A 22391-nucleotide genomic window follows, 5' to 3' on the forward strand; every position below is an offset into this window, starting at 1 on the left:
GGTAGCCTGGACAGGCCATGAACACTTCACTTGCCTCCTCCGCGACCAGCCCAGCCGATCCCGCGATGAGCGATCGCGGACGCGAACTGCTCGATGGGCTGAACCCGCAGCAGCGGGCCGCCGTGCTGCACACGGGGTCGCCCCTGCTGATCGTTGCGGGCGCGGGGTCGGGCAAGACGGCGGTGCTGACCCGGCGGATCGCCTTCCTGCTCGCCGAACGAGGAGTGACGCCGGGGCAGATCCTGGCGATCACGTTCACGAACAAGGCGGCCGCCGAGATGCGGGAGCGGGTCATCGATCTGGTCGGACCGCGCGCGAGCTACATGTGGGTCTCCACGTTCCACTCGACCTGCGTGCGAATCCTGCGGGCGCAGTCGGCGCTGCTCGGCAACCGGAACTCCAACTTCTCGATCTACGACGCCGACGACTCGCGCCGACTGCTCGGAATGGTGGTGCGCGACCTCGATCTCGACCCCAAGAAGTTCAGTCCTCGCGGCGTCGGCACCAAGATCTCCAACTTCAAGAACGAGTTGAAGGACCCCGACGAGGCCCTGGCTGAAGCGGGAGCCGACGACCAGCCCGACGTCACCGCCCGGACGGTCGCGCAGATCTACGCCGAATACCAGCGTCGTCTGGCCGCCGCCAACGCCTTCGACTTCGACGACCTGATCGGCGAGACGGTCTCGTTGCTGCAACGCCACCCGAACGTCGCCGAGTACTATCGCCGTCGGTTCCGGCACGTGCTCATCGACGAGTATCAGGACACCAACCACGCGCAGTACGTGCTGGTGCGCGAACTCGTCGGCGAGCAGGTGACAGCCGACGGACTGACCCCGTCGGAGCTGTGCGTGGTCGGTGACGCCGACCAGTCGATCTACGCATTCCGCGGCGCGACCATCCGCAACATCGAAGAGTTCGAGCGCGACTACTCCGACGCCGAGACCATCCTGCTGGAACAGAACTACCGGTCCACCCAGACCATCCTGTCGGCGGCCAACGCGGTGATCGCCCGCAACCCCAATCGGCGAGAGAAGAAGCTGTGGACCGCCTCCGGGGAGGGCGATCAGATCGTCGGGTACGTCGCCGACTCCGACCGCGACGAGGCGGCGTTCATCGCCAAGGAGATCGAAGAGCTCGTCGACTACTCGATCGGCGGTTCGACCAGCAGTACGTACGCCGACGTGGCCGTGTTCTATCGGACCAACACCGGATCGCGGTCGCTGGAAGAGGTCTTCGTCCGGCACGGCATCCCGTACAAGGTGGTCGGCGGCACCAAGTTCTATGAGCGCAAGGAGGTCCGCGACATCGTCGCCTACCTGCGCGTGGTCGCCAATCCCGACGATTCGGTGAGTCTGCGGCGAATCCTCAACACGCCCCGTCGCGGGATCGGCGATCGGGCCGAGGCGTGCGTCGCCGTGCATTCGGAGAACCTGGGCATCAGCTTCTATCAAGCACTCGTCGAGGCGACGGAGAACCGGGTGCCGCTGCTGAACACACGCGCGGTCAAGCAGATCACCGCATTCGTCGACCTCATCGAGGGATTGCGGACCGACTTCCTGCTCGCCTTCGGCGCGGTCGGCGGCGACTCCGCCGACGACGCTGTCGCCGACGCCACGGCGGAGGGAGCCGACGTCGGCGAACTCGTGGAGGCGATCGTCGAACGCAGCGGCTATCGGGCCGAGCTCGAAGGTTCCAACGACCCGCAGGACGCGGCGCGGATGGACAACCTCAACGAGCTGATCGCCGTGGCCCGCGACTTCAGCAATGAGGCGGCGGGCGCGGTCGATGCCGACGACGAGCCGGGCGCCGCCGACGACGACGGCACCGGGGACGGTGTCATCGGAGGCGTCGAGGACGGGGAACCGGAACCGGGGTCGCTGGCGGCCTTCCTGGAGAAGGTCGCCTTGGTCGCCGACGCCGATCAGGTGCCCGACGAGGGCGAGGGCGTCGTCACGATGATGACTCTGCACACCGCCAAGGGCCTGGAGTTCCCGGTCGTCTTCGTCACCGGATGGGAGGACGGGCACTTCCCGCACATGCGGGCGCTCGGCGATCCGCACGAGCTCAGCGAGGAACGACGACTGGCGTACGTCGGCATCACGCGCGCCCGGCAGAAGCTGTATCTGACCCGGGCGATGTCGCGTGCGTCGTGGGGACAGCCGGTCGCCAATCCGGAATCCCGCTTTCTGGGCGAGATCCCCGAAGAGCTGATGGACTGGCGTCGCCGCGAACCGAAGCCGGCACCGCGAGAGGCCGGTTCGCGCGGCGGGGCCTTCGGATTCGGTTCGGCGAAGGGGTCGTCGTTCGGGTCGGGGTCCGGGTTTGGGGCGCCGACGCGAGGACGCAACAAGAACGTGCACTACGACATCGGCGACCGCATGAATCACCCCCAGTACGGCATGGGCAAGGCGGTCGCGAAGGAGGGGAACGGCGTCACCGAACGCATCACCTTCGACTTCGGCGGCAACGTCGGCCGAATCACCCTGATGACCGCGGGCGGCCTTCCGGGCGAGAAGCTGTAAGGCGTCGAGACGTGCCCGGCAGGGTTGTCGAGTAAGCGGACGCCGGGTTTCCCACACGGTTGTCGAGTAAGCAGATGCCGGGTGGCCTGCAGGGTTGTCGAGTAGTCGGACGCCGGGTGCCCTACATGGTTGTCGAGTAAGCGGAGGAGCGGAGCGGGGGAGCGCATCGAGACGATGGTGCGTGGAGTGCTGTCGGGAGCAGTAGCGTCACGGGGTGTCTCCGGCAATGTGCCGGCGGAGATCGGTGTGGGTACTGGTTGCGGGAGCGGGGATCTCGATACGCTCGCTCACTTCGTTCGCGGGCTACTCGATCAGCCTAGGGGTGTCGCGGCGACGCCGGGTGGCCTGCAGGGTTGTCGAGTAGTCGGACGCCGGGTGGCCTGCAGGGTTGTCGAGTAAGTGGAGGAGCGGAGCGGGGGAGCGCATCGAGACGATGGTGCGTGGAGTGCTGTCGGGAGCAGTAGCCTCACGGACGGTCTCCGGCAATGTGCCGGCGGTGGTCGGTGGGGGTGCTGGTTGCGGGGATCTCGATACGTTCGCTCACTTCGTTCGCGGGCTACTCGATCAGCCTAGGGGGTCGCGCGGCGATGCCGGGTGGCCTGCAGGGTTGTCGAGAGGCGTATGCCGGGTGCCCTGCAGGGTTGTCGAGAAGGCGTATGTCGGGTGCCCCGCAGGGTTGTCGAGAAGGCGGACGTCGGGTGGCCTGCAGGGTTGTCGAGTAAGCGGAGGAGCGGAGCGGGGGAGCGCATCGAGACGATGGTGCGTGGAGTGCTGTCGGGAGCAGTAGCCTCACGGACGGTCTCCGGCGGTGGTCGGTGCGGGGATCTCGATACGCTCGCTCACTTCGTTCGCGGGCTACTCGATCAGCCTAGGGGTGTCGCGCGGCGATGCCGGGTGGCCTGCAGGGTTGTCGAGAGGCGTATGCCGGGTGCCCTGCAGGGTTGTCGAGAAGGCGTATGTCGGGTGCCCCGCAGGGTTGTCGAGAAGGCGGACGCCGGGCGGCCTGCAGGGTTGTCGAGTAAGCGGAGGAGCGGAGCGGGGGAGCGCATCGAGACGATGGTGCGTGGCGTGCTGTCGGGAGCAGTAGCCTCACGGGCGGTCTCCGGCGGTGGTCGGTGCGGGGATCTCGATACGCTCGCTCACTTCGTTCGCGGGCTACTCGATCAGCCTAGGGGCGTCGCGCGGCGATGCCGGACGCCCTGCAGGGGTGTTGGGGCTCGCGATCCGCTCGATCAGCCTGCGGCTGGGCGGCGCGACTAGCCGACCAGGGTCGACAGGCGGACGCCCTGCTTGGCGAGCCAGATGGCGGGGTCGACCTTGACCATCGAGCCGCCCTTGGGGATCCAGTGCTCGAAGTGCAGGTGCGGGCCGGTGGAGAAACCCTCGGAGCCGACCAGGCCGATGACGTCACCCGCGGTGACCTTCTGGCCCTTCTGAACCAGAACTCCGGAGGAGGCCATGTGGCCGTACATGGTCATGGTGCCGTCGGCGGCCTTGATCTGAATCCAGTGACCGTAGCCGGAGGCCGGGCCGGCCGCGACCACGACGCCGTCGGTGGCGGCATGGATCGGCGTGCCGAGCGGAGCGGCCATGTCGATGCCGCCGTGGAAGGTGCCCCACCGGGGCGCGAAAGCTGAGGTGAGCTGGTAGATGCCGAGCTTGATCGGGCTCACGACCAGCGGCTTCTGTGCCGCTGCGATCGCGGCCGCCTGCTCCTTGGCGATCTTCACACCCTGCTGGAGCTGGGCGCCGAAGTCGGACATGTCGGCCTGCGGTGCGGAATCGACCACGCCGGGTCCGGTGTCCGAGACATTGGCCACCGGCGTCACGGCGTTGCCGTCGACGGGTGCCGGATCGGCAGGCGCGGCGGCGACCGGACTCGGCTGACCGTCGGCGCCCGATCCGGTGACCGCGATGGCGGTGGCTCCGGCTGCGATGGCGAACAGTGCGGTACGCGCCTTCAGCGCCGACGAGGGCGCCTGCAGGCGGTGCTTCGGCTTGGTGCGGACCGGAGCGGCACTCGGCTCGTCGTCGTAATCGACGTCCGAGCTGGTGACCATGATCTCGGTGGTGCTGGCGTTGGCGTTGAGAGCGGCATCGTCCGACACCGGAGTGCGGGTCGCACCATCGCCCAGGCCGAGGCGGAAGTCGCGGGAGAGCTGCGGGAAGTCACGAGTGGCGGGGGTGTCGAGCGAGGGGGAGGGGGCTTGGCGGGCGTTCGTGCCGTCACGGTCGAGCAGGCTCCGTGCTGCCAAGTCGTTCACCTCAAATCCGTTCGCGCAAACACCCGAAAGCAGTGCGCATGTCGTGACCTAGTCGTTACCAACCTCACTGAGGGTAGCCAGGTGCACGCATGAAGTCCACCGGTTGGTTTCGTGACGTCTTCATTCTGGCTGCTCAGCGACCGGATCTTGCATGGATATGGGGTTACTGACCAGTAGCGGGTGATATGTCGCACAAGCTTGGGGCCGCGTGCGAATGCGGCAGGTGCGGGGCACTAGAGTCGCCTATGGCCCGCGTTACACCGAAGCGGGCGGAACATTACTTCAGATGGTGAGCTGAATGGATCTCTTCGAATACCAGGCGAAGGAACTGTTCGCCAAGCATGGGGTACCCACCACACCCGGTCGGGTGACCGATACTGCCGCTGATGCGCGCGCGATTGCCGAGGAAATCGGCAAGCCCGTGATGATCAAGGCGCAGGTCAAGGTCGGCGGCCGCGGCAAGGCGGGTGGCGTCAAGTACGCCGCGACCCCTGATGACGCACAGACGCACGCCGAAAACATCCTCGGGCTCGATATCAAGGGCCACGTCGTGAAGCGACTGCTCGTTGCAGAAGCCAGCGACATCGCCGAGGAGTACTACATCTCCTTCCTGCTCGATCGCGCCAACCGCACCTACCTGGCCATGTGCTCGGTCGAGGGCGGCATGGAGATCGAGGAAGTGGCCGCGACCAAGCCGGAGCGGCTGGCCAAGATCGCCGTCGACGCCGTCAAGGGCGTCGACCTGGCGTTCGCGCGTGAGATCGCCGAGAAGGGCCACCTGCCCGCCGAGGTGCTCGACGCCGCGGCAGTGACCATCCAGAAGCTCTGGGAGGTCTTCGTCGCCGAAGACGCCCTGCTGGTCGAGGTCAATCCGCTCGTGCGCACCCCCGACGACCAGATCCTGGCCCTCGACGGCAAGGTCACCCTGGACGGCAACGCCGACTTCCGTCAGGCCGACCACGCCGCGTTCCAGGACAAGGACGCGACCGATCCCCTCGAGCTCAAGGCTCAGGAGAACGACCTCAACTACGTCAAGCTCGACGGACAGGTCGGTGTCATCGGCAACGGTGCGGGCCTGGTCATGTCGACCCTGGACGTCGTCGCCTACGCGGGCGAGAACCACGGCGGCGTCAAGCCCGCCAACTTCCTGGACATCGGCGGCGGCGCCTCGGCCGACGTCATGGCTGCGGGCCTGGACGTCATCCTCGGTGACGAGCAGGTCAAGAGCGTCTTCGTGAACGTCTTCGGCGGCATCACCGCCTGTGACGCGGTCGCCAACGGCATCATCGGCGCGCTCGCCAAGCTGGGCGACACCGCCAGCAAGCCGCTGGTCGTCCGTCTCGACGGCAACAAGGTCGAAGAGGGTCGCAAGATCCTCGCTGAGGCCAACCACCCGCTGGTGACCGTGGCCGAGACCATGGACGCCGGCGCCGACAAGGCCGCCGAGCTGGCGAACAAGTAGGAGACGAAGCAGACTCATGTCGATCTACCTGAACAAGAACAACAAGGTCATCGTCCAGGGCATCACCGGCGGCGAGGGCACCAAGCACACCGCACTGATGCTGAAGGCCGGCACCAACGTCGTCGGCGGCGTCAACGCCCGCAAGGCCGGCACCACCGTCTCGCACGTCGACGCCGACGGCAACGCCGTCGAGCTGCCGGTGTTCGCGACCGTCGCCGAGGCCATGGAGAAGACCGGGGCCGACACCTCGATCGCCTTCGTGCCCCCCGCCTTCTCGAAGGACGCCATCATCGAGGCCATCGACGCGGAGATCCCGCTGCTCGTGGTCATCACCGAGGGCATCCCGGTGCAGGACTCGGCGTACGCCTGGGCCTACAACGTCGACAAGGGCGAGAAGACCCGCATCATCGGCCCGAACTGCCCCGGCATCATCACGCCGGGCGAGGCCCTGGTCGGCATCACCCCGAACAACATCACCGGCAAGGGCCCGATCGGCCTCGTGTCGAAGTCGGGCACCCTGACCTACCAGATGATGTACGAGCTGCGCGACCTCGGCTTCTCGAGCGCCATCGGCATCGGTGGCGACCCGGTCATCGGCACCACCCACATCGACGCGATCGAGGCCTTCGAGAAGGACCCGGAGACCAAGCTCATCGTCATGATCGGCGAGATCGGCGGCGACGCCGAGGAGCGTGCGGCCGAGTACATCAAGGCCAACGTCACCAAGCCGGTCGTCGGCTACGTCGCGGGCTTCACCGCTCCCGAGGGCAAGACCATGGGCCACGCCGGCGCCATCGTGTCGGGCAGCTCCGGCACCGCGCAGGCCAAGAAGGAGGCCCTCGAGGCCGCAGGCGTCAAGGTCGGCAAGACCCCGAGCGAGACCGCCGCTCTGGCGCGCGAGCTCTTCGACGCACTCTGATCTGACTCCGGCTTCGGCTGGATCGACCGGATGAACGCCCCGGTGCGGCAGTCCTGCCGCACCGGGGCGTTCTGTCATCGGCCATAATCAGTCGGTGATAACAGATCTGGTCGCGGGAGCGGTCAACCGCGTCGCGGACCTTCCCCGCGCGATCATCCGCGGAGTGCTCTCGGAGGCGATCGACTTCCTCACCGAAGACGTCGATCTCACCGAGGTGCTCCTCGCGGCCGTCGATCTCAATCGCGTGCTCGCCGCGATCGACCTGCAGCCCGTGGTGGAGCGGATCGACCTGAATGCACTGCTCGCGCGCATCGACCTCGACGGTCTGCTCCAGACCGTCGATCTGAACCCGATCCTGGCGCGACTGGATCTGAACCCGGTGCTCACCGGGGTGGACGTGGAAGCGATCATCGCCCGCATCGACCTCGACGAGGTCATCGGCTCCGTCGACCTCGACGCCGTCCTGGCGAACATCGACCTGGTCGTCGTCGGGAATCGCGTTATCGACGGCGTCGACCTGTCGTCGATCGTCCGCGACGCCGGCTCCACCGTGACCACGGAGATGATCTCCGACGTCCGCACCGGCAGTGAACGCGCCGACGACGTCGTCGAAGGCTTCGTCAACCGGGTGCTGCGCCGCAAGTCCGACGACGATGAGTGACGAGCGCTCCGCGGGCATCGTCAGCCGGGCGATCGCGGCGGTCATCGACGCCGTCGTGGTCGTGACGGTCCTCGGCGTCGGCTACCTGGCGACCTCGTTCATCATCTTCACCAGAGACGTGACCGACTTCGTCTTTCCCCAGATCGGTCTGTGGTTCACGACCACGGGCTTCCTGGTGACCTCGGTGCTGTATCTGATGGTGTGCTGGTCGATGTCCGGCCGCACCGTCGGCAACGTGCTGATGGGACTGCGGGTGATCCGCGCCAACGGCGAGCCGCTGCATTTCGCGCAGATCGGGCCGCGCGCGGTGCTGTGCGTGGTGTTCCCGGTCGGACTGTTCTGGGTGGCGTTGTCGTCCAAGCGATTGTCGTTGCAGGACGCGCTCCTGCGCACCCGGGTGGTCTATGCGCGGGAGTGACGTCGTGGACTGAGGCATCATCGGGGCATGCGAGCTGACCGACCTGATGCCCGGGCCGTCGTCGAATCGGTGGCCGACCCGACCACCTGGGAGCCGTGGACTCCGGCCGCGCAACCGGAGTCCGTGGTGACCGGCTGCGCCCGGATCCACGGTCGCCCGGTGGCTCTGGTGGTCAGCGAGTTCGGCGTCGCCGGCGGGTCCATCGGGGCGACGGCGGGCGCGCGCATCGTCGACGCCGTGCGCACCGCGACCGCGCGCCGACTGCCGCTGCTCGCTCTGCCCGCCTCGGGCGGCACGCGGATGCAGGAGGGGACGCCTGCGTTCCTGCAGATGGCGGCGATCACCGCGGCGGTCACCGAGCATCGCGAGGCGGGACTGCCCTACCTGGTGTACCTCCGCCATCCGACCACCGGCGGCGTCTTCGCGTCGTGGGGGTCGCTGGGCGACCTCACCTGGGCGCAGCCGGGTGCGCTGACCGGCTTCCTCGGCCCCAAGGTGTACGAGGGAATCTACGGCGAACCGTTCCCGCCCGGTGTGCAGCAGTCGGACAATCTGCATCGGCTCGGCTTGATCGACGACGTCTTCGACGTCGCCGATGTGCGTGGCCGCGTCGACCGCGTGCTCGAGGCGATCGACCCGGCCGGCCGGTCGGTCCGACAGCCGGGGCGGTCGACGCGGCGAGCGACCCCGGCGTCCGATGCGTGGGCGGCGGTCGTCGCGACGCGCGCGGCCGGCCGGCACGGGCTCGCCGAACTCGAATCGCTGCTGGGCGCGGTGACGGTCGCCGGCGACGGCCCGGTGCGGGTGTGCCTGGCGCGCTTCGGCGGGCGACCGACGGTCATGGTGGGGCAGGATCGGCGGATCCAGGACGACGGCCGGTTGATCGACGCCGCCGCCTTGCGGGTGGCGCGCCGGGCGATCGCCCTCGCGGTCGGCTGGCGTCTGCCGCTGGTGAGCGTGGTCGACACCAGCGGCGGCGAGCTGTCGCGGGCGGCGGAGGAGGCGGGCCTGGCCCGGCAGATCGCCCACTGCACGGCCGAACTGCTCGCCGCGCCGACTCCCACTGTGTCGGTGCTGCTGGGACAGGGGACCGGCGGCGCGGCGCTGGCGATGTTCCCCGCCGACCGAGTCTTCGGCGTCGCCGACGCCTGGCTGGCGCCGCTGCCGCCCGAGGGTGCGGGCATCATCATGCACGGCGACGTCGGGCGCGCCGCAGAGATGGCGCGAAGCCAGCACATCTGGGTGCGTGATCTGCACCGACTGGGGATCGTCGACGAGGTCGTCGAGGATCTGCCCGGGGTCGTGGACGCGATCGATGCGTGGATCGCGGGCGGCGTGCGAGCCGATCGGGCCGGTCGGGTGCGGGTCGGGCAGTAGAGTGGGGCCCGACATGAGTCCCGACACCGCCCCGTCTCCGCGCCCCGCCACTCGCCGTGAACTGGCGAAGGCCGAGCGGCGCATCGAGATCCTGGAGGCCGCGGCGAGTCAGTTCGCCCAGCGCGGATACAACGGCGTCCGGCTCGAGGACATCGGCGCCGCCGTCGGGATCAGCGGTCCGGCGATGTACCGCCACTTCGAGTCGAAGTCCGAGCTGCTCGACACCATCCTCGTCGACGTCAGCGAACGGCTCTACGAGGGCGGTGCGGCGGCCGCCGCGGAGGGCGGGACCCCGGAGGAGATCCTGCAGCGCCTCATCGTCTTCCACATCGAGGTGCTGGTCACCCGGCCCGACCTGATCAGCGTGCAGGACCGCGACCTGTGGTCGTTGTCCGACGCCGCGCGGCACCGGGTGCGCTCGTTGCAGCGGAGATACGTCGAGGTGTGGGTTCGGGTCCTGCGAGAACACGCCGACGGTCGGGGCATCGAGTTGGAGACCATCGAAGCGCGGGTCCGGGTTCACGCGACCTTCGGCCTGCTGAACTCGTCGCCGCGTCTGCCCGCCTTCTCCCGAGACCGGCTGCACGAGCTGCTCGTCCGGATGGCGATGGGCGCGCTCGACGCCTGACGCGGCCCGTCGCCCGCTCACCGGACGACGAGCCGCGCACCGGTGTCGGTGCCCGGTGCAGGGTCAGTGCAGGACGAACTCGTGGCGCTTCCGGTCGAACACCACCGGGTCGACGCCGTCGCGGATCCGGGCGGCGAGGTCGGGGTTGGCCAGGTGCAGGCGGCCGATCGCGACCAGATCGAACTCGCCCGAGGCGACGCATTCGGCGGCGCCGACGATCGAGTGGTCGGGGACGGCGGCCGCGGCGGCGTCGGCGCTGGTCCGCGCGACCGTCGCCAGCGCGGTCGGCATGGTGCCCGCGGGCATTCCGACGCTGCCGACGGCCATCGCGGCCTTCCCGGTCAGCTTCTTGGCCCAGCCCGCCAGGCTCAGGTCGCTGCCCGCGAACGCCGGGGCGGTGAAGTAGCGGATGCTCGCGTCGAAGACGTCGACGCCGGCGTCGGCCAGGGCGCCGAGCAGGACGCCGAGCTCGTCCGGGTTCTCGGCGATGCGGGCGGTGTAGTCCTGCTGCTTGTGCTGGGAGAAGCGGTAGATGATCGGCAGATCGTCGCCGATCTCGGCGCGGATCGCGGCCACCACCGCGGCGGGGAAGGCGGCGCGCCGGGCGAGGTCGCCGCCCCAGCGATCGTCGCGCCGGTTGGTGTCGGCCCACATGAAGGCGTCGAGCAGATAGCCGTGTCCGCCGTGGATCGCGATGCCGTCGAAGCCCAGTTCGGCGGCGTTGCGGGCGCTGGTCGCGTATCCGGCGATGACGGCGTCGATGTCGTCATCGGTCATCGGGTGGGTGATCGGCGTCGACCGGTCGACGTACTCCGCGGAGTAGCCGGTGCGTCCGGGGGTGCCCCACCGGCCGGACGGTCGCATCGGCTCGATCGCCGGATCGACCTCCGACATCGCGCCCCACAGCGGGCCGACGTGCCACAGCTGCGGAATGATCAGCCCGCCCTCGGCGTGCACGGTGTCGACGACGGCGCGCCAGCCGGCCAGGGCCTCGTCGCCGTGCAGGCGGGGGACGGCGGGGCTGTCGACGGCACTCGGATGGTCGATCGCGACGCCCTCGGTGATGATCAGCCCGGTGCCGCCGGCCGCGCGTTTGCGGTAGTACTCGGCGACGTCGGCGCCGGGCACCCCGTTCGGCGAATGCTGCCGGGTCATCGGCGACATCACGAGGCGGTTGGGGACGGTGAGTCCGCGGACGGTGAGCGGGGTCAGCAGGGAGGTCACAGTTTTCCGATCAGGTCGAAGAATCCGGGGGTCTTGTCTTCACGAATGCGCACCAGCGTCCGGTAGCTGATGAGCCAGCGCTCACCGACCTTGCGGTACTCCTCGTGGTAGTGGCCGTAGCCGTGCAGGTGTTCCTCGTGGTCGCCGTTGGTCCACCAGAGCTTGTCCTCCATGGCCCACGTGCCGCGCGCGGTGGTGTCGGAGGTCAGCTCGATCTGCGGGGTGTGGGCGTGATGCACCGAGGTCACCTTCACCGGGCCGTCGAGCAGCGCGGAGATGGCCTTGGTCAGCGGACCGGTGCCGACGATGCGATTCGCGACGCCGTCGGTGTCGGGCTGCTTGTCCTTCGGCAGCCCGCCCCAGGTCTCCGACACGACGTCGTCGGTGTGCAGTGCGGGGTAGCGGTCCCATTCCTTGCGATCCATGCACCGCAGCCGCTCGGCGAAAGTGTTCTTGATGCACTCGATCGCCCAGAGCTGCTCGGGGATCGACAGCGTGATCTCAGCAGATGCCATGCCCGCACGGTAACGGGTGTGTGCGCGGACGCGGGGTGCGTGCCCACTCATCGGGAACAGGGGTGCGGTCTGGCGGAGTCTCGGCGGATCCGAATCGGTCTGCGCGAGCACTGGCGAATGTGCGCGCGATCACCTATCCTTAGTTTCAGTTAATCGAAACTAACCGAAAGGGAGCGGGCATGACGACCACGACTTCTTCCGACGCGCACCGCGCCAACGTCGATGTGCTCCGAACTCGGCTGGTGGCCGCGGCGCGCGGCGGCGGCGACAAGGCGCGCGAACGCCACCTGTCCCGCGGCAAGCTGCTCCCGCGCGACCGCGTCGACGCACTCATCGACGCCGGATCGCCCTTCCTGGAAGTGGCGCCGCTGGCCGCCCACGACATGTACGACGGCAAGGCGCCGGCCGCCGGCGTCGTCGCGGGCATCGGCCGCATCCACGGCCGCGAGTGCATGATCGTCGCCAACGACGCCACGGTTTCCGGCGGTACCTACTACCCGGTGACGGTCAAGAAGCATCTGCGCGCGCAGGAGATCGCCGCCCAGAACCGGCTGCCCTGCATCTACCTGGTCGACTCCGGCGGCGCCATGCTGCTCAACCAGGACGACGTCTTCCCCGACCGCGAGCACTTCGGCCGCATCTTCTACAACCAGGCCACCATGAGCGCGGCGGGCATCCCGCAGATCTCCGCGGTGCTGGGCTCGTCGACCGCGGGCGGCGCCTACGTGCCGGCGATGAGCGACGAGAACGTCATCGTCCGCAACCAGGGCACCATCTTCCTGGCCGGCCCGCCCCTGGTGAAGGCCGCCACCGGTGAGGACGTGACCGCCGAGGACCTCGGCGGCGGCACCATGCACTCCACCGTCTCCGGCGTCACCGACCACCTCGTCGACAACGACGAGCAGGCCCTGCTGAAGGTCCGCGAGATCATCGCCACCCTGGGCCCGCGCGAGCCCGCCCAGTGGGACACCGCGACCACCGTCGCGCCGCAGCGGAGCCAGACCGACCTCTACGACGTGGTCCCCACCGATCCGCGTATCCCGTACGACGTCCGCGAGGTCATCGAGATCGTCTGCGACGGCGGCGAGTACACCGAGTTCAAGGCCGGCTACGGCACCACCCTGGTGACCGCGTTCGCCAAGATCCACGGGCACCCGGTCGGCATCGTCGCCAACAACGGCGTGCTGTTCAGCGAGGCCGCACTCAAGGGCGCGCACTTCATCGAACTGTGCGACCAACGCCGCATCCCGCTGATCTTCCTGCAGAACATCACCGGCTTCATGGTCGGCCGCCAATACGAGGAGGGCGGCATCGCCAAGAGCGGCGCCAAGATGGTCAACGCCGTCGCCTGCGCGCGCGTGCCGAAGCTGACCGTCATGATCGGCGGCTCCTTCGGTGCAGGCAACTACTCCATGTGCGGGCGGGCTTACTCGCCGCGATTCCTGTGGATGTGGCCAAACGCGCGGATCTCGGTGATGGGCGGACCGCAGGCGGCCGACACCCTCGCGACCGTGCGCCGCGGCGGCGTCGAACGGTCGGGCGGCACCTGGTCGGCCGACGAGGAAGAGGCGTTCAAGCAGCCCATCCGCGACCAGTTCGAGCGTCAGTCCGACGCCTACTACTCCACCGCACGGCTGTGGGACGACGGGATCATCGACCCCGCCGACACCCGCACGGTCCTCGGCCTGGCCCTGGAGGCCTGCCGGTACGCGCCGCTGCCCGACCCCGCCTATGGCGTCTTCCGGATGTGAGGGATCACCACATGAACACTTCAGCGAACACTCCCGTCCGCACCCGCAACATCCGCAAGGTCCTCGTCGCCAACCGCGGCGAGATCGCGTGCCGCGTCATCTCGACGCTGCACGAGATGGGCATCAAGTCGGTCGCGGTCTACTCCGACGCCGACGCGCAGGCACCCCACGTCAAGGCCGCCGACGAGGCGGTCCGGCTGGGTCCGGCCGCCGCGGTCGAGAGCTACCTGCGGATCGACGCCGTCGTCGAGGCCGCCCGCCTGTGCGGGGCCGACGCCGTGCATCCCGGCTACGGTTTCCTGTCCGAGAATCAGCAGTTCGCGAAGGCCCTGGCCGACGCGGGCATCGTCTTCATCGGCCCGCCCGCCTCCGCCATCGCCACGATGGGCGACAAGATCACCGCACGCGACGCCGTCACCAAGCGCGACGTGCCCGTGGTGCCCGGCATCTCCCGGCCCGGCCTCACCGACCAGGAGCTCATCGACGCCGCCGAAGGCGTCGGGTTCCCGGTCCTGATCAAGCCCAGCGCGGGCGGCGGCGGCAAGGGCATGCACCGCGTCGAGGACCCGGCAGACCTGCCCGAAGCCCTGGCGACCGCCCGCCGCGAGGCCGCCTCCGCCTTCGGCGACGACACCCTGTTCCTCGAGCACTTCGTCCTCACCCCGCGGCACATCGAGGTCCAGATCCTCGCCGACGAGCACGGCAACGTCATCCACCTCGGCGAACGTGAATGCTCCCTGCAGCGCCGCCACCAGAAGGTCATCGAGGAGGCGCCGTCGGCCCTGCTCGACGAGGCCACCCGCGCCCGCATCGGCGCCGCCGCGTGCGACGCCGCCCGCAGCGTCGGCTACACCGGCGCGGGGACCGTCGAGTTCATCGTCTCGGCGAAGGCGCCCGAGGACTTCTTCTTCATGGAGATGAACACCCGCCTACAGGTGGAGCACCCGGTGACCGAACTCGTCACCGGCGTCGACCTCGTCGAACAGCAGGTGCGGATCGCGCGCGGTGAGGCGCTGTCGCTGACCCAGGACGACATCGTGCTCACCGGACACGCGGTGGAGGCCCGCGTCTACGCCGAAGACCCCGCCCAGGGCTTCCTGCCGACCGGCGGCACCGTGACGCGACTGTCGTGGCCGCGGTTGGCGTCGTCGGGGCCGGCACATCCGGTCGCCGGCGGTCGCGGGCACGGCATCCGCGTCGACAGCGGCATCGAGGCCGGAACGGTCATCGGCAGCGACTACGATCCGATGCTCGCCAAGGTGATCGCCTACGGCGCCGACCGCGCTGAGGCCATCGACCGCCTCGACGAAGCCCTCGCCGAGACCCGACTGCTCGGCGTCGTCAGCAACATCGACTTCTGCCGGTACATCCTCGAACGCGAGGACGTCCGCGCCGGCGCCCTCGACACCGAACTGCTCGACCGCATCGCCGTCGACTACGCCGCACCGCAGCCGGATCCGCGGGCCCTGGTCGCCGCCACCCTCGGGGCCCTCGACCTCGGCAGCCCCGACGACCTGTGGTCCAGCGCCGTCGGCTTCCGGATCGGCGCGCCGTCGCCGGTGGTCGCCAAACTCGTCGAGTCCGGCCGCGTCTACACGGTGTCGGCGCTGATCACCGGCCGCGGCTACGAGCAGCGACGCGAGGGACTGTTCGACGCCGAGGTGACCATCGAGTTCGACGACGACCGCGAGCCGTGGCAGGCGCCGGTGCGACTCCACGAGGTCGCCGCGGGGGTCTTCGACCTCGTCTTCGACGGCCGCTCCCGCCGCTGGGAGGTGGAGGTCGATGCCCGCACCGGCCGCCGTTGGGTGTCGGGGCAGCCGGGAACCTGGATTCTGCAGACGGCCCGCATGCTCTCGGAGCACGATGAGTCTGATGCGGCCGGCGACGTCGTCAGCCCGATGCCCGGCACCGTCGTCGCCGTGCCGGGGGTCGACGGCGCCGCGGTCACCGCGGGCGAGGCCCTCGTGGTGGTGGAGGCGATGAAGATGGAGCACACCCTGCGCGCCCCGATCGACGGGACCGTCGGCATCGAGGTCCGCGTGGGTGAGAAGGTCGACGCACAGCAGCTCCTGGCGCACGTCGTCCCCGAAACCGAGTCCTGACCATCCCGACCACGTCCCTAGAAACCCGCACCATCTAGAAGCACAGAGGAATCACCACCCCATGGAACTGACGCAGGAATACACCGACCTGGTCGACACCGTGCGCGACTTCGCCCAGTCGGTCGTCGCCCCCGTCTCCGCCAAGCACGACGAAGAGAAGTCGTTCCCGTACGAGATCGTCGCGCAGATGGGCGAGATGGGCCTGTTCGGGCTGCCCTTCAGCGAGGAGTTCGGCGGCATGGGCGGCGACTACTTCGCCCTCGCGCTGGCACTGGAAGAACTCGGCAAGGTCGACCAGTCGGTCGCCATCACGGTCGAGGCCGGCGTCGGACTCGGCGCCATGCCGATCTACCGGTTCGGCACCCAGGAACAGAAGGAACGCTGGCTGCCCGACCTCCTCGCAGGCAAGCGCCTGGCCGGCTTCGGCCTGACCGAGCCGGGCGCCGGATCGGACGCGGGCGCCACCGCCACCACCGCCCGCGAGGACGGTGACGAGTGGGTCGTCAACGGCGGCAAGCAGTTCATCACCAACTCCGGCACCGACATCACCTCGCTGGTCACGGTCACCGCGGTCACCGGGCAGAAGGACAACGGACGCAAGGAGATCTCGACGATCATCGTGCCCGCCGGCACGCCCGGGTTCACCGCCGAACCGGCCTACAACAAGGTCGGCTGGAACGCCTCCGACACCCACCCGCTCAGCTTCGACGACTGCCGCGTCCCCCGCGAGAACCTGCTCGGCGAACGCGGCCGCGGCTACGCCAACTTCCTGTCGATCCTCGACGAGGGGCGGATCGCGATCGCCGGTCTGGCGACCGGCGTCGCCCAGGGCTGCGTCGACGAGTCGATCAAGTACGCGCGGGAACGCAAGTCGTTCGGCAAGGCCATCTCCGAGTACCAGTCGATCTCCTTCGCGATCGCCCGCATGGAGGCCCGCGCCCACGTCGCGCGCATGGCGTACTACGACGCGGCCGCCAAGATGCTGGCGGGCAAGCCCTTCAAGAAGGAGGCGGCCATCGCCAAGATGGTGTCCTCGGAGGCGGCGATGGACAACGCCCGCATGGCGACCCAGATCCACGGCGGCTACGGCTTCATGAACGAGTACCCGGTCGCGCGGCACTACCGCGACTCCAAGATCCTCGAGATCGGCGAGGGCACCACCGAAGTGCAGCTCATGCTGATCGCACGGTCGCTGGGGTTGCCGGCATGACCCCCGGCGAGGGCGCCAAGCGAGTCACCCAGCGTGGCCTCTGGTACGAGGAGTTCGAGGTCGGCACCGTCTACGAGCACCGCCCCGGACGCACCATCACCGAGGCCGACAACACCTTCTTCACCACCCTCACCATGAACACCCAGGCGCTGCACCTCGACGCGGCGTGGTCGGCCACGCAGCCCGGCTTCGGCGGGCAGCGACTGGTCAACTCCATGCTGACGCTGTCGACGATCGTCGGGCTGTCGGTGGCGCAGCTGACGCAGGGCACCCTGGTCGCCAACCTCGGCTTCCACGACATCGCCTTCCCCGCGCCGATGTTCGCCGGCGACACCCTGTACGGGGAGACCGAGTGCACGGGTAAGCGGCTGTCGAAGTCGCGGCCGGGGGAGGGGATCATCGACCTCACCCACATCGGGCGCAACCAGGACGGCGTGGTCGTGGCGCGAGCCTCGCGGTCGACGCTGGTCCGTGTCCGACCGGAAGGGGAGTGAGCGTGACCTCCGCAGCACCAGACTCCCGGGCGACGTGGACGCCGGCCGGCCCGGCACTGCTGTTCTGTCCCGCCGACCGGCCCGAACGCTACGGCAAGGCCCTCGACCGCGCCGACGTGGTGATCCTCGACCTCGAGGACGCCGTTGCGCCGGGCAACAAGGCCGCCGCGCGGGAGGCGTTGATCGCCGAACCCGTCGACCCGGAACGGGTCGTCGTCCGGATCAATCCGGCCGACACCGCCGACCATCGCCTGGATCTGGAAGCAGTCGCAGCCACCGCTTACCGCGTCGTCATGCAGGCCAAGGCGGAGTCGGCGGCGCAGCTGGCGCACGGCCTGCCGACGATCGCACTCATCGAGACCCCGCTCGGCGCGGTGCGCGTGGACGAGATCGCCGCCGCCGACAACTGCGTCGGCCTCATGTGGGGTGCCGAAGACCTGCTGGCGGCCATGGGCGGCACGGCGAGCCGATTCGGCGACGACGAGGCGCATCCCGGCCGCTACCGCGATGTGGCCCGGCACGTGCGGGCGCGGGTCCGGCTCGCTGCGGCCGCCTTCGAGGTGGCCGCGATCGATTCGGTCCACATCGACATCGCCGACGTCGACGGCCTCGTCGCCGAGGTGCGCGACGCGGTCGCACAGGGGTACACGGCCACCGCCTGCATCCACCCGAGCCAGGCAGCACACATCCGCGCCGGCTACGCGCCGTCGGCCGAACGCGTCGCCTGGGCGCGCGCGGTGATGGCCGGTGTGGCCGACAACGCGAACGGCGTCTTCGCCGTCGACGGCCAGATGATCGACGCCCCGCTGATCGCGCAGGCCCGCGCCGTCCTGGCCCGAGTGCAGGACGGCTGAGCATGGCGTCGGCGCGGGGTCTCGATACGCTCGCTCACTCCGTTCGCGGGCTACTCGACCAGCCTGCGGGGGCGCTTTCCGATGAGGCGGCCGTTTCAGGGTGGTCGAGTAGCCCCGGCGCGCAGCGCCGCGGCGTATCGAGACCTGCTCGGACGTGGGGGGTCTCGATACGCTCGCTCACTTCGTTCGCGGGCTACTCGACCAGCCTGGGGGAGGCGGCCTTTCCAGGCGTATCGAGACCTGCTCGGCCGTGGGTCTCGATACGCTCGCTCACTTCGTTCGCGGGCTACTCGACCAGCCTGGACGGGGCGGCCTTCCAATGCGTATCGAGACCTGCACGACGCACGACCAGTCACACTTCATCTCACACCCACTGGAGGACACCATGACCGGAACTGACGCCACCCTGTCCTACGCGGCGGGCGAATCCGAGCCCACGCTCCTGAGCCAGACGATCGGCACCACGCTGGCCGCGACGGCCGCCGCGCACGGCGACTCGCCGGCGCTGATCGACGCCGCCGTCGACCGCACGTGGACCTACACGCAGTTCCGGCACGACGTGCTCGCCCTGGCCGCCGGGCTGCTGCGACACGGCGTGCAGCCCGGCGACCGGGTGGGACTGTGGGCGCCCAACCGCTTCGAATGGGTGCTGACCCAGTTCGCCGCCGCCGAGATCGGCGCGATCCTGGTGGTGCTGAACCCGTCGTACCGACGTCACGAAGTGGCGTACGCGCTCGCCCAGTCTGGCACTACGCTGGTCCTGGCCGCCGAACGGTTCCGCGACTCCGAGTACGCGGTGATGCTCGACGACGTCGCCGGCGACCTGCCGGACCTGCGCGAGACCGTCCTGTTCGAGTCCGACACGTTCACCGAGATGCTCGCCGAGCCGACCGCCGACGAGATCGCGAAGATCGCCGAGATCGCCGCCGGCCTCCGGCCCGAGGATCCGATCAACATCCAGTACACCTCCGGGACCACCGGCTCGCCGAAGGGCGTCACGCTGACGCACCTCAACATCGGCAACAACGGTTACCTCGTCGGTGCGCTGCTCGACTACACCGAGGCCGACCGCATCTGTCTGCCCGTGCCCTTCTACCACTGCTTCGGCATGGTGATGGGCAACCTCGCGGCCATCGCCTTCGGCTGCGCCATGGTGATCCCCGGCCCGGCGTTCGATCCCGCCGCCACCCTCGCGGCGGTCGAGAAGTACCGCTGCACCAGCCTGTACGGCGTGCCGACGATGTTCATCGCCGAGTTGGCGCTCTTGGACTCGGGTCGGGCGTTCGACCTCTCGTCGTTGCGGACGGGCATCATGGCGGGCTCGCCCTGCCCCGAGCAGGTGATGCGGCGGGTGATCGACGAGATGAACATGGCGCAGGTGTCGATCTGCTACGGCATGACCGAGACCAGCCCGGTGTCGACGCAGACCCGGATGGACGACGCGCTCGATCGGCGGGTCGGCACCGTCGGACGGGTCGGTCCGCACCTGGAGATCAAGATCGCCGACCCGGAGACCGGGCAGACGCTGCCCTTCGGCGAGACCGGCGAGTTCCGCACGCGCGGCTACTCGGTGATGAAGGGGTACTGGAACGACCCCGAGAAGACCGCGGCCGCCATCGACTCCGAAGGATGGATGCGGACCGGCGACCTGGGCGTCATGGCGCCCAACGGCTACGTCCGCATCACCGGGCGAATCAAGGACATGGTCATCCGCGGCGGCGAGAACATCTACCCGCGCGAGGTGGAGGAGTTCCTGTACACCCATCCCGACATCGTCGACGCCCAGGTGATCGGTGTCCCCGACGAGAAGTACGGGGAGGAGCTGATGGCGTGGATCCGGCTGCGGGACGGTGCGGCGGAACTGACGGCCGAGGCGATCCGCGAGTTCTCGACCGGCCACATCTCCCGGCACAAGATCCCCAAGTACGTGCACATCGTCGACGAGTTCCCGATGACCGTCACCGGTAAGGTGCGCAAGGTGGAGATGCGGGAGCAGTCGATCGAATTCTTGGGGCTCGGATCATGACGGTGCTGGAGCGGTTCGCCGCCAGGTTCAGCGAGCGTGCGGGGCGGCCGCTGACGACGTACGACGAGGTGTGGCAGGCGTCGGTGACCGACCTGCCGGGCTTCTGGCGGACCGTGTGGGAGTTCTTCGAGCTCGACGAGGTGGCGCAGGCGCCCCTCGCCGACGGTGACGCCGCCGTCCTGGCCGACGACACGATGCCCGGCGCGGTGTGGTTCCCCGACGTGCGCCTCAACTACGTCGACGTGGTGCTGCGCCGCGCCGGGCAGCCGGGCGAGGCGATCGTCGGACTCGACGAGGACGGCGTGCGGACCGCGATCACCTGGGCCGAGCTGCCCGCTCGCGTCGGCGCCGTCGCGCATGCGCTGCGGCAGGCCGGGGTCGGCAGCGGCGACGTGGTCGCCGCCTATCTCCCCGACATCCCCGAAGCGGTGATCGCCTTCCTGGCGACGGCGTCGCTGGGCGCCATTTGGTCGGGCTGCGGCCAGGACTACGCCCCCGAGGGCGCCGCCGGCCGCCTGGCGCAGCTGGAGCCGAAGGTCCTCTTCTCGGCCGCCGGCTACCGCTACAACGGCAAGGACATCGACAAGCGCGCCGACTCGGCCGAACTCGCGTCGCTGCTCGGCGACGACGTCGCGCACATCATGGTCGGTGAGCCGGGCGAGGTCGCGGCGACGCCGTGGTCGCAGATCGTCGCCGACACCGACCACCTGCCCGAGCCGGTGAAGGTGCCCTTCGACCATCCGCTGTGGGTGCTGTTCTCCTCGGGCACCACCGGACGGCCCAAGGGCATCGTGCACGGTCACGGCGGCGTGATCGTCGAGCACCTCAAATGCGTCGCCATCCAGTCCGACCTCGACGAGTCGTCGGTCTTCTTCTGGCAGACCGCGCTGAGCTGGATGATGTGGAACTACCAGGTGGCCGGGCTGCTGGGCGGCGCCACGATCATCACCTACAGCGGCTCGGCCCTGTACCCGGACGCCGACCGCCTGTGGCGGATCGTCGCCGACGAGCGCGTCACCTTCTTCGGCACCAGCCCCGGCCAGCTGCAGGCCTCGCGCAAGGCCGGACTGCACCCGGGCGCCGACCACGACCTGTCCGCACTGAAGCTGCTCGGCAGCACCGGCTCCACGTTGGCCGCCGACCTGTTCGACTGGGTCGACGAGAACGTGAAGCACGAGCTGCCGATCTCGTCGATCAGCGGTGGCACCGACGTGGTCAGCGCCTTCGCCGGCGGGACCACCGGCGTCGAGGTGGTCGCTGGCGAACTGTCGGCGCGCTACCTCGGCGTCGGACTGGAGAGTTGGTCGCCGAGCGGCGAGCCGCTGATCGGCGAGGTGGGCGAGATGGTGGTCACCACACCCATGCCGTCGATGCCGGTCAGCTTCTGGAACGACCCCGACGGACAGCGGTACCGCAACGCGTACTTCGCCCACGAATGGGAGGGCGAGGGCCCCGCCGCGCCCGTGTGGCGACACGGCGACTGGGTCACCGTCACCGAGCGCGGCTCGCTGGTGATCCACGGCCGCAGCGACGCGACGTTGAACCGCCACGGCATCCGCATGGGATCGGCCGACATCTACGAGGTCGTCGAGGCGATCCCGGAGATCGCCGAAGCGTTCGTCCTCGGCGTCGACGGTCCCGGCGCGAAGTACTGGATGCCGCTGTTCGTGACGTTGGTGCCGGGTGCGGAACTGACCGACGAGCTCACCGCGCGGATCGCGGGGGAGGTCAAGACGAAGCTGTCGCCGCGACACGTGCCCGACGAGGTCGTCGTCGCGCCGGGCATCCCGCACACCCGGACCGGGAAGAAGCTGGAAGTGCCGGTCACGGCCATTCTCGCCGGTCGCAGCGAGGTCAACGTCGACCCGAGATCGGTCGACGACTACTCGCTGATCGAGTGGTACGCCGAGCGGGGACGCGCGCACCGCTGGTGAGCCGAACGGCCGACGGCGTTCAGCGGA

At 69.2% G+C, this 22391-nt stretch carries 17 protein-coding genes; 14 read left to right on the forward strand and 3 right to left on the reverse strand.

The features are described from left to right. Positions 1-17 precede the first annotated feature (17 nt). Positions 18-2522 (forward strand): UvrD-helicase domain-containing protein, encoded by a 2505-nt coding sequence (locus AAFO60_RS04540; protein ID WP_424310800.1) that lies wholly within the window; start codon positions 18-20, stop codon positions 2520-2522. Between the two features lie 1256 nt (positions 2523-3778). Here AAFO60_RS04540 and AAFO60_RS04545 read toward each other — a convergent pair. Continuing rightward, a complete protein-coding gene (locus AAFO60_RS04545; protein ID WP_424309941.1) occupies positions 3779-4777 on the reverse strand; it encodes a M23 family metallopeptidase in 999 nt (332 codons plus the stop codon). Positions 4778-5084: 307 nt separating this feature from the next. Here AAFO60_RS04545 and sucC point away from each other — a divergent pair, with 307 nt between their 5' ends. The 6 genes from sucC (at position 5085) to AAFO60_RS04575 (ending at position 10251) form a co-directional block, all read left to right on the forward strand. Beyond that, the gene (gene sucC / locus AAFO60_RS04550) at positions 5085-6248 is read left to right on the forward strand and encodes an ADP-forming succinate--CoA ligase subunit beta (protein WP_347954971.1); all 1164 of its coding nucleotides are present in this window, start codon (positions 5085-5087) and stop codon (positions 6246-6248) included. 16 nt (positions 6249-6264) lie between these two features. Then, entirely contained in the window at positions 6265-7167 is a 903-nt protein-coding gene (gene sucD / locus AAFO60_RS04555; RefSeq protein WP_347954972.1) for a succinate--CoA ligase subunit alpha, read from the forward strand. A 94-nt stretch (positions 7168-7261) separates the two neighbouring features. Further along, positions 7262-7828, forward strand: a complete 567-nt coding sequence (locus AAFO60_RS04560) for a hypothetical protein (protein ID WP_347954973.1) — start codon at positions 7262-7264, stop codon at positions 7826-7828. Continuing rightward, the gene (locus AAFO60_RS04565) at positions 7821-8246 is read left to right on the forward strand and encodes an RDD family protein (RefSeq protein ID WP_347954974.1); all 426 of its coding nucleotides are present in this window, start codon (positions 7821-7823) and stop codon (positions 8244-8246) included. Before AAFO60_RS04560 ends, AAFO60_RS04565 begins: the two co-directional genes overlap by 8 nt. Positions 8247-8273: 27 nt before the next feature. Beyond that, on the forward strand, positions 8274-9623 hold the full coding sequence (locus AAFO60_RS04570) for a carboxyl transferase domain-containing protein (RefSeq protein WP_347954975.1): 1350 nt from the start codon (positions 8274-8276) through the stop codon (positions 9621-9623). A gap of 13 nt (positions 9624-9636) precedes the next feature. Then, complete coding sequence (locus tag AAFO60_RS04575; RefSeq protein WP_347954976.1) at positions 9637-10251, forward strand: TetR/AcrR family transcriptional regulator; 615 nt, start codon at positions 9637-9639, stop codon at positions 10249-10251. Between the two features lie 63 nt (positions 10252-10314). Here the strand turns inward: AAFO60_RS04575 and AAFO60_RS04580 are convergent, their stop codons facing one another. Continuing rightward, entirely contained in the window at positions 10315-11475 is a 1161-nt protein-coding gene (locus tag AAFO60_RS04580) for a 12-oxophytodienoate reductase (protein ID WP_347954977.1), read from the reverse strand. Further along, entirely contained in the window at positions 11472-11990 is a 519-nt protein-coding gene (locus AAFO60_RS04585; RefSeq protein WP_347954978.1) for a nuclear transport factor 2 family protein, read from the reverse strand. Before AAFO60_RS04585 ends, AAFO60_RS04580 begins: the two co-directional genes overlap by 4 nt. 179 nt (positions 11991-12169) lie before the next feature. Here AAFO60_RS04585 and AAFO60_RS04590 point away from each other — a divergent pair, with 179 nt between their 5' ends. From AAFO60_RS04590 to AAFO60_RS04620, 7 genes are all read left to right on the forward strand, one after another. Beyond that, the gene (locus AAFO60_RS04590; protein WP_347954979.1) at positions 12170-13741 is read left to right on the forward strand and encodes a carboxyl transferase domain-containing protein; all 1572 of its coding nucleotides are present in this window, start codon (positions 12170-12172) and stop codon (positions 13739-13741) included. An 11-nt stretch (positions 13742-13752) separates the two neighbouring features. Continuing rightward, complete coding sequence (locus AAFO60_RS04595) at positions 13753-15846, forward strand: biotin carboxylase N-terminal domain-containing protein (RefSeq protein ID WP_347954980.1); 2094 nt, start codon at positions 13753-13755, stop codon at positions 15844-15846. 61 nt (positions 15847-15907) lie between these two features. Continuing rightward, on the forward strand, positions 15908-17056 hold the full coding sequence (locus AAFO60_RS04600) for an acyl-CoA dehydrogenase family protein (RefSeq protein ID WP_347954981.1): 1149 nt from the start codon (positions 15908-15910) through the stop codon (positions 17054-17056). After that, on the forward strand, positions 17053-17550 hold the full coding sequence (locus AAFO60_RS04605) for a MaoC family dehydratase (RefSeq protein WP_347954982.1): 498 nt from the start codon (positions 17053-17055) through the stop codon (positions 17548-17550). The genes AAFO60_RS04600 and AAFO60_RS04605 overlap by 4 nt, the downstream gene beginning before the upstream one ends. Positions 17551-17552: 2 nt before the next feature. Next, positions 17553-18404 (forward strand): HpcH/HpaI aldolase/citrate lyase family protein, encoded by an 852-nt coding sequence (locus AAFO60_RS04610; protein ID WP_347954983.1) that lies wholly within the window; start codon positions 17553-17555, stop codon positions 18402-18404. A gap of 385 nt (positions 18405-18789) precedes the next feature. Further along, on the forward strand, positions 18790-20430 hold the full coding sequence (locus AAFO60_RS04615; protein ID WP_347954984.1) for an AMP-binding protein: 1641 nt from the start codon (positions 18790-18792) through the stop codon (positions 20428-20430). Then, positions 20427-22364: an acetoacetate--CoA ligase gene (locus tag AAFO60_RS04620; protein ID WP_347954985.1), complete on the forward strand. Its 1938-nt coding sequence runs from the start codon at positions 20427-20429 to the stop codon at positions 22362-22364. The genes AAFO60_RS04615 and AAFO60_RS04620 overlap by 4 nt, the downstream gene beginning before the upstream one ends. Positions 22365-22391 lie beyond the last annotated feature (27 nt).

Origin of the sequence: Gordonia aichiensis, assembly GCF_039946255.1 — a bacterium.
GTDB lineage: Bacteria > Actinomycetota > Actinomycetes > Mycobacteriales > Mycobacteriaceae > Gordonia > Gordonia aichiensis_A.

Excerpts from the sequence above, each read along its gene's own strand:
- AAFO60_RS04590 (WP_347954979.1), top strand. The coding sequence starts at position 12,170 with ATGACGACCACGACTTCTTCCGACGCGCACCGCGCCAACGTCGATGTG.
- AAFO60_RS04540 (WP_424310800.1), top strand. The coding sequence starts at position 18 with ATGAACACTTCACTTGCCTCCTCCGCGACCAGCCCAGCCGATCCCGCG.
- AAFO60_RS04565 (WP_347954974.1), top strand. The coding sequence starts at position 7,821 with ATGAGTGACGAGCGCTCCGCGGGCATCGTCAGCCGGGCGATCGCGGCG.
- AAFO60_RS04615 (WP_347954984.1), top strand. The coding sequence starts at position 18,790 with ATGACCGGAACTGACGCCACCCTGTCCTACGCGGCGGGCGAATCCGAG.
- AAFO60_RS04585 (WP_347954978.1), bottom strand. The coding sequence starts at position 11,990 with ATGGCATCTGCTGAGATCACGCTGTCGATCCCCGAGCAGCTCTGGGCG.
- AAFO60_RS04600 (WP_347954981.1), top strand. The coding sequence starts at position 15,908 with ATGGAACTGACGCAGGAATACACCGACCTGGTCGACACCGTGCGCGAC.
- AAFO60_RS04620 (WP_347954985.1), top strand. The coding sequence starts at position 20,427 with ATGACGGTGCTGGAGCGGTTCGCCGCCAGGTTCAGCGAGCGTGCGGGG.
- AAFO60_RS04575 (WP_347954976.1), top strand. The coding sequence starts at position 9,637 with ATGAGTCCCGACACCGCCCCGTCTCCGCGCCCCGCCACTCGCCGTGAA.
- AAFO60_RS04570 (WP_347954975.1), top strand. The coding sequence starts at position 8,274 with ATGCGAGCTGACCGACCTGATGCCCGGGCCGTCGTCGAATCGGTGGCC.
- AAFO60_RS04605 (WP_347954982.1), top strand. The coding sequence starts at position 17,053 with ATGACCCCCGGCGAGGGCGCCAAGCGAGTCACCCAGCGTGGCCTCTGG.
- sucC (WP_347954971.1), top strand. The coding sequence starts at position 5,085 with ATGGATCTCTTCGAATACCAGGCGAAGGAACTGTTCGCCAAGCATGGG.
- AAFO60_RS04595 (WP_347954980.1), top strand. The coding sequence starts at position 13,753 with ATGAACACTTCAGCGAACACTCCCGTCCGCACCCGCAACATCCGCAAG.
- sucD (WP_347954972.1), top strand. The coding sequence starts at position 6,265 with ATGTCGATCTACCTGAACAAGAACAACAAGGTCATCGTCCAGGGCATC.